Source organism: Pedobacter ginsenosidimutans (assembly GCF_001442625.1).
Lineage (GTDB): Bacteria > Bacteroidota > Bacteroidia > Sphingobacteriales > Sphingobacteriaceae > Pedobacter > Pedobacter ginsenosidimutans.
In genome coordinates, this window is sequence record NZ_LMZQ01000005.1 from 66840 (window position 1) to 80914 (window position 14075).

Genomic DNA, 14075 nt, shown 5'->3' on the forward strand with positions numbered 1-14075 from the left:
AGCATCTATCTTGTTTTAAGCATAAACTCATAGGGTCATTTTTATCCTACTAACTACGTAGAAATACTCAATATTCTAAATGAGTATTACCACTCTGGTAAAAAAATTATGGTGTACCGAACTTTATGTTGTGCAACGAAGCTTCAAAACAAGGCACACTAAACAATTTTTATTTACCTCAAAAAGAAAACAAAATGGCAAAGTCAAGTTTATCAAAATCGGAATTAGCAATTCTTGATGCATTAATCGCTGATTTAAAAGGCGACAATGAAATTGTTGAAGCGAATTCAGCAGAACCACTTTTTATTGCTGCAATAGCACGTACAGCGATTAAAGCTGTTAAGGTAACCGTTCAAGCCACTCCGGTAGTTACCCAGGTAGTTGAGGCTATCGGTGCTGCTAATGCTTTAAATGAAGCTGAAATTGGCGCGCTTTCTAAAGAAGCCAAAGATGGTTTATCTTTAGATAAGCTGATCGAACTTCGTAAAAAATTCAATTAACAATTTGAAAAGGAGGGTAAGTATACCTACCCTCCTTTTCTTCAACCAATTCGAAATTATGATGCTGAAATTAAACCCTATAGTTATTTACGAACTCGTAGTAACTATTTTTCTGGCCTTTTGGTTTTTAGCAACCATATTGTGTCAGTTTAAGGAAACAAAAATATCCTCATTTATCAGATATAAAATTGATTATTTTAACCTGATCCCGCTATGGACATTCTTTGCTCCCCACCCCGGTAAAAGGGATTATCATCTACTGTATCGGGATAAAATAACCGACATCGATTATAGCGATTGGCAGGAAATGGAAATTACCGAAGAACGTACAATATGGTCATGGCTTTGGAATCCCGAAAAACGTGATAAAAAAATATTATCAGACGTAGTACAAAGCCTGGTATCAAGCATCCCTTCCTACCGTGAAAAAGCAGGGAGCCTCAATTTACTGATGTTTTCTATGCCTTACATCATAGTATTACATGCGGTTAGCCAATACAAGAAACAATCACAAAATTGCTATCGGCAGTTTATGCTTGCAGAATCATCAGGTTATCAAAAAGAAACTGCTCCATCATTAATTCTATTATCCGTTTTTCATCAAATATAAAAAGTCATGATTCTATTAAATGATATATCACAAACTGTACTCATTATATTGAGTATAGGTTTATTAATTTCTACGCTGGAGTATCTCAAGAAAGTACAGATATTTTCTCCTAATGGTTTGTTATCCTGGAATGTAATGCAGCTAAAATGGTCCAAACAGAACGAAAAATCTTTTTTTAAACCTATTTTTAAACTGTTTAGCGCACCAGGCCTGGCTGCCCTTTTTATCATCAGGTGCCTGCTTATTATTGGATTATTGTTCTTTCCATTACAGAGTACAACAGGATGGGTACTGATCAGTTTGTTGGGAGTTAGCTTACTGACGGCATCACTGGTTACTTATTACGGAAGTGATGGTTCAGACCAGATGAGCATGCTTATTATCATCACATTGATTCTATGCAATCTTCCTGCTTTTACAACTGGTAAATTGAGAGATATCGGCATATGGTTTATCGGATTACAGGCCTGTCTTTCTTATACTGTTGCAGGTATTGCCAAACTTGTATCTGCTGAGTGGCGTTCAGGAACAGCAATAAAAGATGTATTCTCGACCAAAACATATGGTTCTAAAAAAGCAAGTCTTTTATTGCAAAAATATCCTTCTGCAAACCGTTTTCTGTGCTGGAACGTTATTGTTATGGAAACTATATTTCCATTATGCCTTATTCTGCCCTGGCAGTATGCCATAGTATTTCTGATATGGGGATTTATATTCCATTTCTTTACAGCGCTTATTATGGGTTTGAATTCGTTTTTCTGGGCTTTTATGGCTACTTATCCAGCAATTTATTTTATTAACCACCAAATGCCATGGCACCTATTTTAGACACAACAAAAGACGTCATTCTATTTGATGGTGTTTGTAATTTTTGCAATGGTTTTATCAATTATATAATCACTCATGATCAAGCAAACAGGTTTTGCTTTGCTCCGCTTGACAGTAAAATTGCATTGCAACTGGGTAAAGTCCATCAGGTTAATTTTATAAAACTAAATAGCATTATTGTGGTACGCAACAACGAGTTTCTTACCCAGTTTAATGCAGTAGCTTATATCCTGAAAAATTTAAATGCTTGGTGGGCTCCGTTAATTAACGTAGGTTATTTGATACCTGGTTTTATAAGAAACTGCCTGTATAAAGCATTCGCCAATAACCGTTATGCATTATTTGGGCAAACAGACAGTTGCATGCTACCTACAGAACATATTCGAAGTAAATTTTTGATATAGTACTTTGATTGGCGGCTTAATTTTGGTAAATGCAGAATATGGCAGCAATGTTCTGCACACCAAATTATTTATCAGGCCTTATTTATATTATCCTTCAATCGCCTTCCAAAGCATATCTTTTAGCTCTAAAATATTTTTTTCAGCTACCGACGAAATAAATATAGATGGAATATTTGGCAGATCCTGTTTCATTTCTTCTATCAGTTCTTCATCTAACATATCTGATTTGGTAATGGCTAAAACATGCGGTTTCTGCATTAATTCAGGATTGTAAGATTCCAGTTCGCTTTTAAGGATTTCGTATTCTTCTTTAATTGAACGGCTTGTATCGGCCGGTACCATGAATAACAATACAGAATTACGCTCAATATGGCGTAAGAAACGATAGCCTAAACCCTTACCTTTCGATGCACCTTCGATAATTCCTGGAATATCGGCCATTACAAAAGATTTTCCACCTCTGTAACTTACAATACCCAGATTAGGAACAATGGTAGTAAAAGGATAATCGGCAATTTCTGGCTTAGCAGCCGAAACTACTGAAAGTAAAGTAGATTTTCCTGCATTTGGGAAACCAACCAGGCCAACATCGGCCAAAACTTTTAATTCTAAAATGTTCCAAACCTCTTGTCCCTGCTCACCCGGTTGTGCAAAACGTGGTGTTTGCTGAACCGAATTTTTAAAGTGTGCATTCCCTAAACCACCACGGCCACCGGCGGTTAAGATCTTAGTTTCGCCATCTTTGGTAATTTCGAAAAGAATTTCTCCAGTTTCAGCGTCTTTAGCAATGGTACCAAGCGGAACCTCCAGGATTTCATCCTTGCCTTGTTTACCGAATTTATGGGAACTACCGCCTGCTCCACCATCTTCAGCAATAATGTGCTTACGGTATTTAAGGTGCAATAATGTCCAGATATGGATACTGCCTTTAACGATAATGTGGCCACCACGACCGCCATCACCACCATCGGGGCCACCCATTGATGTTAAAATATCACGATGCAAATGTGCCGAACCTGCCCCGCCTTTACCAGAACGGCAACAAATCTTTACATAATCTACGAAATTCGAACCCTGTGACATATTTTAATATTGAAATGTTAATACCGGAACGTCGAAACAACAATTCCTTTAAAATTAAAGAGTTATAACGTTTTAACATTATAACTCTTTTTATGTTTTTGAATATCGGATCAGGAATTAATTAAAACCGTCTCTTTTATATCCGCTACCTGAACTTTATACCTTATACTGATCAATTACAGCGCAAAGATCATTGTATACTGTTTCTATTTCACCTATTCCGTTTACTTTATTCAACTTTCCTTGCTCTTCATAATAGGGCAATACGTGGATGGTTTTATCAAAGTATTCTGAAATCCGTTTCTTTAATTTTTCAGCGTCGTCATCAGGGCGGCCGCTGGTTTTGTGACGTTCGGCAATACGTTTTGTTAACTCCTCCTGGTCAACATCTAAAGCAATAACACCAGCAATTTTACTGCCTTTACGCTCTAAAAATAAATCAAGCTCAATTGCTTGCGGAACGGTACGCGGAAATCCATCAAACACAAATCCTTTAGCATCAGGATTTTTATCTACCTCTTCTTCAAGCATGGCAATTGTAATGGCATCAGGAACCAATTCTCCATCAGCTAACAATTGACTTACTTTTTTTCCTAATTCGGTTTCTCCTTTAACGTGTGCTCTAAAAAGATCGCCTGTTGAAACGTGTACCAACTGATATTTTGTAATCAGCTTTTCAGATTGGGTGCCTTTACCCGCCCCTGGAGGGCCAAAGAGAACTAAATTAAGCATTCAAGTTGTTTAGGTTGTCTTCAAAAATTAAAAAGCCTTATTCCTATGGCTCTGTTAAAAGTAATATTCAAATCACTGATTAATAGGATTAGACATTGCTTACTTTCAAGGCTGCAAATATATAATTATTAATTTAGATGCCATTTAAAATTGATGATTTATTTAAAAATGGGCTATTTTAATGACATTTATCTTCTTCTAAGAAGAATCTTGTGCCATTTTTATATTTAACAGAATTTTCTTCAAATACTAATGGGTCTGACCAAACAATCCTTTTATATTTTTATTAAATTTCACAAAAAACTTAAGTATTTGTAACATTACCGAACTGATATCTTCCAATATACCAAGATTGTAAAAAACGAAATGCCACGATATTGCCCTCAGCAGAAAATCATCTATCGCCTAGAATAGAAGAGTCAATTTTATTGATCTCAAATTTAAAAGTCTGCAATATCAAGAGCCCTCTTGCTAAATTTCAGATAAGTAACAATAACTTTCGATCCAATTTTGTAACGGCTATAATCCTCTTGCTTAACCTCAATCCTTATTTTTTCATTTTTAAATGGGCCCGAAAAAGTCAGGTATTCTGCATGCTCTGTTTTGTCCCGGCCAATAACTACACTCATTAATCTGTTTTTTCCGTTTAGTTTATCTTTCTTCCAATTGTATTTGTTATATCTATCTGCTAACCAGGCAATGCAGTAGCAAAAACTAAACATTAATAATCCTATGGCAGTAAAAGCGATATAGTCATAATACTTCAGATTGTCTAAAGTTTCCTTTTCTACAGCTAAAGCAGCAATTATCCCAATAAAGAACATACCAGCAACAAGCGTAATTACAGCGATTCTCATGAATGGTTTTTGCGCTGTCTCCATTTGCGCTATTTCTTCTTCAGTCAAAGGAATATTTTCCTGTAACCGTATTTGCATATAGTCTATTTAATGATGACAACCTTAATAAAAACCCTCCAATTTCAACAGTTGCAGACTACTCTATCAACTCTCCGTGTATGGCTAAATTAAAAATTTTAATCAATTAATTTCTCTTTCGTTACTGCAATAATTTCCGAAATTGTGGTTTGATATTTATCCAATTAGTTATTTATGAATACCTATCACTTCCATTTTAATAACGGCCAAAAATCCTCAACTATTCTGTTTTGGTTTTTTACCACCTTGCTAACTATTGTATTAACAATTACCGTTTTACTGGTACATCCCGATCCGCTTTTCCCCACCTGGTTACTGCTGATTTCCTTACCATTAATGTTTATGGCCATTTACAAGTTGTTTAAAGTGGCCTCCGAAAGGCGGTCAGGAGAAATTGTTTCACTAAATAAAGAAGGCTTTACCAGTTCCTGTTTCGGTTCTGTTTTGTTTTCAGAAATACACTCCATTCAGGTTCCCGTAAGGCAAATAGGGCTACTGGGGGGACTACAGCGCGACTATTATAAAAATACGGACGTAGATACTCCTTACCTGGAATTTTCGATCACCACTCAGGATGGAAAAATGTTAAATTGGATATTGAATGAGTGGGGTGGGATTTATAATTCAGAAGAAGAGTTTTCAATTTTCTTTAACTTTCTTACAGCGCTAACCAATCAGCTGTATCAACTTTATCACACTAATGAGCCATATAACAGCTATCTAAAAATTCTTGGAGAGAAAGGTTCCTGGGAAAAGCGAGGTTAAGCTAAAAAAGGTCTTTCAAACTGAACTTCTCAGTATGGTTTCTTCGCATTAAAATATGGTCTTTACTTAACCATCGCTCAATACAGGCTAGGTTCGGGCTGGCATATGAAATTAATTTCTCTTGAAATTTAATCATGAGCCAAGGTTTAATACAAATATTTAAACACGATAATTAAAAAAGCAATACGTACATAAAAAATCGTCCATACAGGTTTAAGAGAAACCTACGTCCTTATAATATTTTTAAAAACATACCAAATAAATCAACTAAATAATTGAGTCTAATCCTGTCCTTTTAAATCAATCGGATCATGCTCTTATTTTAGTGTGTAGGTTTTACAGGTACAATATTTCCCTGTTCATCAAAATACATCGGGTCTATACAAACCTCACGGTTATAGCCAGCCGCATCGCCCATTTTTATTCCATCGGGATAACTAAATCTATGGTAAATAACATACCATTCATCTTTTCCCGGGATCTGCAATACAGAATTATGGCCTGTACCATAAATCCCTTTGGATGGATCTTTTTGAAGAATCAGGTTATTTTCTGAAATCTTAATAGGACCTGTAGGAGAACTTGAGGTACCATACCGTACCCGATAATTTTCACTTCTCGTATCCTCTTCAGACCATAGGAAATAATAAATTCCCTTACGGTAAAATACATAGGTACCTTCTCTAAAAGTTTTATCCGTTTGGAGAACTTTTGTTGTATTGGCTTTTAGAGATACCATGTCTTTATTAAGTTCAGCTACCGCAAGGTATCCATTTCCCCAGTACAAATAGCTTGTACCTGTTTTAGGATCGGTAAATACGGCAGGATCAATTTCCTGTCCACCTTTTACCCCTTCTGGTTTAGAATTGATCAGCGGTTTTCCAGAATCCACAAATGGACCTGTTGGAAGGTTTGATACAGCGACACCGATTTTTTGTGCTGCTGTAAAATAATAGTAATACCTGTAATCACCTTTTACCTTTTTCTCTGCAATAGTGGGTGCCCAGGCATTGCGGTTGGCCCAGGTAACATCTTTTTTCAGATCAAGAATAACGCCTTCATCTTTCCAGTTAACCAGGTCTGTAGAAGAAAAGGTTTTAAAATAATAGCCGCTCCAGCCGTCGAAACCATCACTCGTTGGATAGATATAGTATTTCTTGGTTTTATTAGAATATAACACATCCGGATCTGCATAAAAACCATCTAGCACAGGGTTCTTTTTTAGTTTCAGCTCCATTCCTTGCGGCAGGCCCCACCGGGTAGTAAGTGCAGTTAATTCTTTACGCGATATAGGAATAATTGTTCCATGCCTTGGATGAAAATCCATTTTTACATCCTGATCTATTACCTTAAATTCATCCAGATCATCACTTATACAAAACTGATATTTTCCTTTTCCGTACACATCGTACATTAATATATATTTTTCGCTGTTGTTGAGCTTAAATACTCCTGAGCCTTCAACAGCATCTCTGGTTTGCTGCTTATAGTCCTCTTGCTCAATCCATTTCCCCGAAACCAGCGAATCTGTAAGCGCCAGTTTTATTCCATTCCCATTGCCTTCTGTTTTATAAAACAGGTAAAACAGTCCGTTTTTATTAATAATGTCGCCATCAATGCAGGATTTGCCATTCTTCGGACGAAACAGTACCGTTGGTTCAGATTCAAAGTCGGTAAAATCACTGTTTACGTAGGCATAATAAATGATATCCGGACCAGTACCATGTTGCATAGACCAATATACCATGTATTTTTTCCTCGCGGGATCGTAAATGGTTTGTGGTGCCCACACCCGTTTTAAATTTTCATTTCCTTTGAAACGTTCCTGTATATTAATTATAGTATGTTTCCAGTTCAGCAGGTCATCAGATTTCATCAAAATCAATGCCCGATTAGAATCCCATCCTTTCGAGGAAGTCATATCGGTGAGCACCATATAAAACGATTTTCCATTTTCTGCCCTAAGAATGTGAGGATCACGTACTCCTCCCGTAGAACTGATTACTTTCGAATCCAGAACAGGCTGGTTATTATTCAGCGCACGGTAATTGTATCCATCGGTACTAATGGCAAAGCAAACTGCCTCATCCTTCACGGCATTCCCCTTAAAATAGGTAAACAGGTATCCTGCAAAATCCTTTTCTGATGGGCCAGATTTATATTCCTGACCAAATAAGTTTCCGATAAAAGCTATATGCAAAAAATAAAGGAGGATCGGCCGAAGATTTAGGCATCTTTTCATTGTAAAAGTTGATGTTTTTTATTGATGAGTAAAGAAGTTGATTATGAATGAGCAGATGCTCATCCATAATCAACTGTTTTTATTTTAGCGCAATTTTTTGAACTTGTGAATAAACGTATTCCCCTGCAACAGTAGCTTTCACCCCTACTCTTGCATAGATAAAATCAAGGGTTTTAAGGTTGTCGGGTATGTCTGCTGATAATGTAGTTGGTGAACCGAATACCAATGAAGAAACATTTCCATCTACACGTACATCGCGGAGTACCTGATCTGTTAAAATCGATTTCCCCAGGTAAAGGCGAACCAATTCTACATTTGCCGTTTGTACCACTTTATTCACTACAAAATTAGCACTAATGGTATTACCTGATTTTGCAAAGGTTTCGTTAGTAATGTTAAAGTATGGTGTTACTGGTACATCCAGGTTGGTATCGCCTGTTACATTAACCCTTATGGTATCTGTTGCCTGTTGCAACCATGGCGCATCGGCCATGCGGGTAAGTTTATATTGGCCGGCAAATAATTTTGCTGAAAAACTGCCATCCTGATTCATATAAACATAGATTGGGGAGCGGAGGGCATAACCATCCTGCCATAGTTCAAATCGAGGGCCATTATTGCGTACCCCTAATGGTTTATTCTGATATACCACCTTACCTGATAAAGTAAATTCAGGTGCATCGAAATTATCGTATTCTCCGCAACTGGCCAGAAATAAACTGGTTGCTGCGATAAATATTGTTAAAAATTTAATTTTCATGATAGTCTGTGTTATTGGAAAGGGTTTCTAACAATTTTTGGATTGCCGTTTAAAACATCTTGTGCAATTGATGAATAATAATTTGTCATACGGAATAACCTTGCACGACGGAAACGTGTTGGCCTTACTCTTGCATAAATATATTTTCCATTATCTTGATGACCTGGTCTTACCACTCTATAAGAATATAATCCCATTACAACTGCATTTGGATCTGTTTCTGTACCATCCCAAACGATGTGCGCAATACGCCATCTTTTTAAATCAAAGTAACGGTGATCTTCGAAAGCAAGCTCCACGCGACGCTCATTACGGATAATGTCGTTTGTTAGTACGCTTATACTGTTGGCTGGAAATCCTGCACGCGCACGAACCGAATTTACATATCCTAAGCCCTCAGGGCGACCTAATTCAAAAGCTGCTTCTGCCGCGTTTAAATAAATTTCGCCTAAGCGAAACCAGGGCCACCAGTTTACAGCTGATGTCCCACGGGTACTTGCAGCAGGCGCATCGCTTACCATTTTGCGGATATAAAAACCTGTATTGCTTACATCTACTGCATCGTCTTTAGGGCCATCGAAACCCGTCCAAACCTGTCCGTCAGTATAGTTTGCACCAAGTACAGCTGAGGTAGTTAACTGGTAAGAACCATTGTTGTAAACTGCCACACCTGCCTGCATTCTTACCGGACTGTTTTTAAACGATGTGCCCGGGTAAATGACCGTTCCAAATAACCTGGCATCCTTATTGGCAAAAATATCGGCAGGATTAGTGTAAGTAATGTAATTGCCGTTTGCATCTTTGTCTTTTAGTGTACCTTTGCTTCCATCTAAATAATTAAAACTTTCTACAAGACTTAGAGATGGTGAAATCGCAGATGATGCCTCGTTGTCTTCCGTCATACTTTTAACAATGTTATCATAAGTAAAGCGGTGTACTTTGGTACCCAGTGCGAAATCTTTTGCAAAAATCACTTCACTAACAGGTTTTTTATTCAGCATGTCGTAGAAGTTTGCCCCTTTATCTGCATTCTCGTTATACAAGGCATAGGGACCCGCAATTATTTCTTTCGAAGCTGTAAGCGATTTGTTATAGTAATCAGTAGCCATTGATGCAGGAATCCCTACTTCGCCACCAGGGGTGCTAATTGGAGCAGCCATTAAGCTGTTGTATTTGGCTATAGATGCAGCATATAACATCGCTCTGCTTTCTAAAGCAAGAGCAGTATATCGGTTTGCACGGGTTTTGATTGAATTATTTGCAGCCAGATCAGCTTTAATTTCTTCAAGTTCTTTATAAATGAAATCATAAACCTCTGATTCTTTTGCTCTTGGAACCTGTAATGGTGTAGGGTCGCCACTAAAATCATATATCAATTGTTTGGTTACTAAAGGCACACCGCCCATACGTTTTACCATTTCAAAATAAACAAAGGCACGGATAAAGCGCATTTCACCAATAAAAAGGCTTTTTTGAGCTGGTGTTAGCTTAACACCCAATGTGTTTATATTTTCTAATGAAAGATTAAGGTCGCGGATCAATCCATAATCCCAGTAGCGACCATAATCACTTCCGTACTGGAAGTCGTTTCTACCGTTTTGGTCACGTGTGCCCGACCACATGGCATCATCTATTTCAGTCATTCCTCCGGTATTAAAAACACCATGCAATGAGGGTAGGCGGTTATAGTAGTTGGCCAAAAGTGAGGTGATCAGATTTGGGTCGTTCCACAATTGTTCATCACTGATGGTGTTTTTCGATTCACGGTAAAACCAGTCATCGTGCTTGCAACTGTTCATGGTTAAACCGATAAATAGTGCAAATGCTATATAAATTTTTTTCATTTTAATCTTTGTTAAAAGGTTATATTGAAACCTGCCATAAATACTTTTTGCTGTGGATATACCACAGCTGCTGCAGCTTCGATTTCCGGATCGATCTGGAATTTTTTCACATTATCGAATGAAATCATATTCGATCCGTTTATATAGAAGCGGATTTTCTGCGCTTTGATTTTTTCGGCAATGGTTTTAGGCAAGGTGTAAGCCAGCTCCATATTTCTTACGCGAAGGTATCTTACGTTTTTTAACCAGAAGCTATTATTTCTGCTATTTGGTCCAGAGTTACCGTTACGAATGGCAGGGTAATATCCCGGAATCCATGCACTTGTCGGATCGTAAGGATCTGCCCTGTGCCATCTGTCTTCCAGCAGGTAGGCAGGTGAATTTCCACCACCGTGAAAGGCATTTCTTAATTCATAATCCTGGTTCCATGATTGCATGGCACCGCCAGCTAAATCGATATTGAAGTCTATTCCTTTCCACGATAAACCAATGCGACCACCGAAAGACATCATCGGTGCCCAGCCTGTAGGGTAACCAATAGGACGCTGATCAAGATCATTGATCACGCCGTCTCCGTTTACATCTTTGTAGATGAAATCCCCTGGCAATTGATTTCTATTGTTGTTTCCATCATTATTAATCGGGTAATTGCGGATTTCTTCTTCAGACTGGAAACGGCCTACAACTTCGTATCCCCACCATATACCGCCCCAACGGTTTTCAGTTGAACTTGTATACTCATTATACGAATTACTGAAACGGGGTTTGTATGAATCGAGCACTTTATATCTTGAAAAGGTAAAGTTTCCGCTTACCGTGTAATTAAGTTCTCCTACTTTACTAGCATAAGTGATGATACCCTCAGCTCCATAATAACCATTACTGTTCAGATTCTCATATGGCAGTGGATATCCGATTTCATTGGGTAATAGTACATCATATTTAGGAGCAGGATAACCTGTGCGGATAATCTTAAATGCATCAGCAGTTAACGTTAACTTATTATCGAACATGCCAACATCTATACCCACATTGTAGTTGGTATTTTTTACCCATGAAAGGTTGCGAACAGGTGGATTTCTAGGATCAATACCTGGATAGTATGTTCCGTTTAATACTGCATTTCCCGAATTCCAGTCGTAACCTGCCAGGTAACCATGCATTCCTACGCCTTCTTCTAAACCTGTTTGGCCTACTGAAACGCGAAGTTTCATGTCATTTACTACGCCCTTTAACGGCTTAAAAAATGGTTCATCAGAAATGCGCCATCCTAAACTTGCCCCGGGGAAAAGCCCCCACTCTTTGCCTGTATAATACAGGTAAGAACCATCATAACGGCCCAGAATTTCAACTAGGTATTTACCTTTGTAATTGTAATTTAAACGACCGATGAAACCGGCTCTGGCTTCGTACAACCATTCATCACCAATACCACTAAGTTCTGCAACTGTGTTTACTAAAGGAATATAGTTGTTGGTAGGATTAGAGCCAATTGAAGTTAATGTTCTATCCCAATCCGAGCGTTCATATCCTGCCATTACAGAGAAGTTATGGTCACCGATTTGTTTCGTGTAATCCAACTGAAATTGTGCAGATCTCGCTACCGCTACACGATCAGTTTTGTAGCGCCATCTCGAATTGGTTCCGTTGCTGCGTACGTAGTTATCGTTTTCATATCTGTACACATCATAGCTATATTGAAATCCATCGAACTTGTTATTGGTGTAATTGTAAGAAACAATTCCTTTTGCTGATAAACCAAATTTGGTTTTGTAAGCTGCGGTCATGTTTACATTCCCGCTCATGAAAGTATTGTCTTTATAACCAGCAATATCGCGACTAAAAATTGCGGGGTTATATGCAAATTCATTTGTTTGGTTAGGATATAGCGGATTGTCGTTAGCATAAGGACCAACTGTTGGCCTGTTTTTGAAAATTGCCAGGATAGAAGAAAAATAACCATCGCCACCTGGTAATCCCACATCCTGTGTTTTTTCCTGTCTGGCTGATATTTGTGTACCGATCGTAAGGCCTTCCAGCACGGTTGCTTCTAAATTTGCCTGTAGGTTTGTACGTTTATAGTTAAAGTCTTTAATCATCGCATCCTGTTGCAGGTTACCTACCGATAAGAAGTAATTGGATTTCTTGCCGCCGCCAGTGATGTTGGCATTAATGTATTGCTGCGGAATGTCTTTACGGATAACCATATCGGCATAGTTGTAGCCCCGATAACCTGGTTCGGTTCCAGCCTGCCATTTTGCAAGTTCTGCACGGGTATACACTGCGCTCGGATCGCGACCTTCATTTTGAGCGGCTTCTACCAGACCTCTTGTGTATTGCGCTGCAGTGGCCATTTCAGGAAAACGGGTAAGGTTTTGCCAACCCAAATAGCCATTAACATTTATTTTTACAGATTCATCTTTTGAACCTTTTTTCGTGGTAATTAAAACTACCCCTCTTGAAGCCCTAAAACCATATACAGCTGCGGCGGCATCTTTAAGAATAGATATGCTTTCAATATCTTCAAGGTTTAATGAATTGAAAATATCTGCGCCAGAAGCATTTTGAGTACCTACCCAGTCTGTTCCTGTCTGGCCCCCATAGGCTACACCATCGATTACAAATAATGGGTTGCCCATATTGCGGACTTCGATACTGGCTCCGCGACCAGGACGGGCATCTTTAGCACGAACAGAAACACCCTGTACCTTACCTGCAAGTGCCCCTGCGGTGGAAGTAGATGAAGTACGTACTACGTCTTCTGCTTTTAGATTACTTACTGCTCCGGTAATGTTACGTTTCGATTGCTTACCATAACCGACTACCACAACATCATCCAGTCCCTGGTTGTCGCTCTCCATTTTAATGGTAAACAGGGTTTTGTCGCCAATCGTGACGGTTTGGTTTTTGTAACCAATGTAGGTTACTAAAAAGGTGCCCTTACTTGTGCTGAGGGTAAAGCGTCCCTGACCATCAGTTGTTGTAATTTCTTTCGGGACTGCACCAGGAACGACAATGGTAACACCGGTTAGCGGTTCATTGAGTTCACTCAGTACTTGTCCGGAAATCTTACGTTGCGCAAAAGAATAGGTGGGAATTGCCCACACCACGACGCAGATAAATAAAATTTTGAGGATTCTCATTTCATATTTGGTTTTAAGTGTAATGAATAGTTGCACCAAATATTTTCCCTTTTCATAATGAGTAAATACTGCTCTGCAGAAATGAATCAAAATCATAGTTAGTGATCTAGACCCTATTTGGCTCATCTGGAAATCATCAAAATAAAATCACTCTTGAAAAAGGGTCGCCCGTGTTATTCTGAGATGGGTTTATATTTGGTTTTCGGAATCAAACTTAACAGATTCTGCT

General features: G+C 38.4%; 12 protein-coding genes. 5 read left to right on the forward strand and 7 right to left on the reverse strand.

Annotation, left to right across the window (positions count from 1 at the left end; all coding sequences use genetic code 11):
- Positions 1–194 precede the first annotated feature (194 nt).
- From ASU31_RS08695 to ASU31_RS08710, 4 genes are read left to right on the forward strand one after another with little or no spacing between them, the layout of a single operon-like run.
- Positions 195–500: a hypothetical protein gene (locus ASU31_RS08695; RefSeq protein ID WP_131031728.1), complete on the forward strand. Its 306-nt coding sequence runs from the start codon at positions 195–197 to the stop codon at positions 498–500.
- Between the two features lie 58 nt (positions 501–558).
- The gene (locus ASU31_RS08700) at positions 559–1110 is read left to right on the forward strand and encodes a hypothetical protein (RefSeq protein WP_057931968.1); all 552 of its coding nucleotides are present in this window, start codon (positions 559–561) and stop codon (positions 1108–1110) included.
- A 6-nt stretch (positions 1111–1116) separates the two neighbouring features.
- Positions 1117–1938: a hypothetical protein gene (locus ASU31_RS08705; RefSeq protein ID WP_157257949.1), complete on the forward strand. Its 822-nt coding sequence runs from the start codon at positions 1117–1119 to the stop codon at positions 1936–1938.
- A complete protein-coding gene (locus ASU31_RS08710; RefSeq protein ID WP_057931970.1) occupies positions 1923–2342 on the forward strand; it encodes a thiol-disulfide oxidoreductase DCC family protein in 420 nt (139 codons plus the stop codon). The genes ASU31_RS08705 and ASU31_RS08710 overlap by 16 nt, the downstream gene beginning before the upstream one ends.
- Positions 2343–2429: 87 nt before the next feature.
- On the opposite strand, the gene obgE is transcribed toward ASU31_RS08710, so the two are convergent.
- The 3 genes from obgE to ASU31_RS08725 all read right to left on the reverse strand — a co-directional run bounded on the left by obgE (position 2430) and on the right by ASU31_RS08725 (position 5092).
- Positions 2430–3425: a GTPase ObgE gene (gene obgE, locus ASU31_RS08715; protein ID WP_057931971.1), complete on the reverse strand. Its 996-nt coding sequence runs from the start codon at positions 3423–3425 to the stop codon at positions 2430–2432.
- Positions 3426–3581: 156 nt separating this feature from the next.
- Positions 3582–4157: an adenylate kinase gene (locus ASU31_RS08720; RefSeq protein WP_057931972.1), complete on the reverse strand. Its 576-nt coding sequence runs from the start codon at positions 4155–4157 to the stop codon at positions 3582–3584.
- A gap of 440 nt (positions 4158–4597) precedes the next feature.
- A complete protein-coding gene (locus tag ASU31_RS08725; RefSeq protein WP_057931973.1) occupies positions 4598–5092 on the reverse strand; it encodes a hypothetical protein in 495 nt (164 codons plus the stop codon).
- A 174-nt stretch (positions 5093–5266) separates the two neighbouring features.
- Between ASU31_RS08725 and ASU31_RS08730 the strand changes: the two genes are divergently transcribed.
- A complete protein-coding gene (locus tag ASU31_RS08730; RefSeq protein WP_057931974.1) occupies positions 5267–5857 on the forward strand; it encodes a hypothetical protein in 591 nt (196 codons plus the stop codon).
- Positions 5858–6179: 322 nt separating this feature from the next.
- On the opposite strand, the gene ASU31_RS08735 is transcribed toward ASU31_RS08730, so the two are convergent.
- From ASU31_RS08735 to ASU31_RS08750, 4 genes are all read right to left on the reverse strand, one after another.
- Positions 6180–8099, reverse strand: a complete 1920-nt coding sequence (locus ASU31_RS08735) for a glycoside hydrolase family 43 protein (RefSeq protein WP_057931975.1) — start codon at positions 8097–8099, stop codon at positions 6180–6182.
- 79 nt (positions 8100–8178) lie between these two features.
- Complete coding sequence (locus tag ASU31_RS08740) at positions 8179–8859, reverse strand: DUF3823 domain-containing protein (protein ID WP_057931976.1); 681 nt, start codon at positions 8857–8859, stop codon at positions 8179–8181.
- A gap of 11 nt (positions 8860–8870) precedes the next feature.
- A complete protein-coding gene (locus tag ASU31_RS08745) occupies positions 8871–10703 on the reverse strand; it encodes a RagB/SusD family nutrient uptake outer membrane protein (protein ID WP_057931977.1) in 1833 nt (610 codons plus the stop codon).
- Positions 10704–10714: 11 nt separating this feature from the next.
- Entirely contained in the window at positions 10715–13846 is a 3132-nt protein-coding gene (locus ASU31_RS08750; RefSeq protein ID WP_057932238.1) for a SusC/RagA family TonB-linked outer membrane protein, read from the reverse strand.
- Positions 13847–14075 lie beyond the last annotated feature (229 nt).

Excerpts from the sequence above, each read along its gene's own strand:
- ASU31_RS08695 (WP_131031728.1), top strand. The coding sequence starts at position 195 with ATGGCAAAGTCAAGTTTATCAAAATCGGAATTAGCAATTCTTGATGCA.
- ASU31_RS08700 (WP_057931968.1), top strand. The coding sequence starts at position 559 with ATGATGCTGAAATTAAACCCTATAGTTATTTACGAACTCGTAGTAACT.
- ASU31_RS08705 (WP_157257949.1), top strand. The coding sequence starts at position 1,117 with ATGATTCTATTAAATGATATATCACAAACTGTACTCATTATATTGAGT.
- ASU31_RS08710 (WP_057931970.1), top strand. The coding sequence starts at position 1,923 with ATGGCACCTATTTTAGACACAACAAAAGACGTCATTCTATTTGATGGT.
- obgE (WP_057931971.1), bottom strand. The coding sequence starts at position 3,425 with ATGTCACAGGGTTCGAATTTCGTAGATTATGTAAAGATTTGTTGCCGT.
- ASU31_RS08720 (WP_057931972.1), bottom strand. The coding sequence starts at position 4,157 with ATGCTTAATTTAGTTCTCTTTGGCCCTCCAGGGGCGGGTAAAGGCACC.
- ASU31_RS08725 (WP_057931973.1), bottom strand. The coding sequence starts at position 5,092 with ATGCAAATACGGTTACAGGAAAATATTCCTTTGACTGAAGAAGAAATA.
- ASU31_RS08730 (WP_057931974.1), top strand. The coding sequence starts at position 5,267 with ATGAATACCTATCACTTCCATTTTAATAACGGCCAAAAATCCTCAACT.
- ASU31_RS08735 (WP_057931975.1), bottom strand. The coding sequence starts at position 8,099 with ATGAAAAGATGCCTAAATCTTCGGCCGATCCTCCTTTATTTTTTGCAT.
- ASU31_RS08740 (WP_057931976.1), bottom strand. The coding sequence starts at position 8,859 with ATGAAAATTAAATTTTTAACAATATTTATCGCAGCAACCAGTTTATTT.
- ASU31_RS08745 (WP_057931977.1), bottom strand. The coding sequence starts at position 10,703 with ATGAAAAAAATTTATATAGCATTTGCACTATTTATCGGTTTAACCATG.
- ASU31_RS08750 (WP_057932238.1), bottom strand. The coding sequence starts at position 13,846 with ATGAGAATCCTCAAAATTTTATTTATCTGCGTCGTGGTGTGGGCAATT.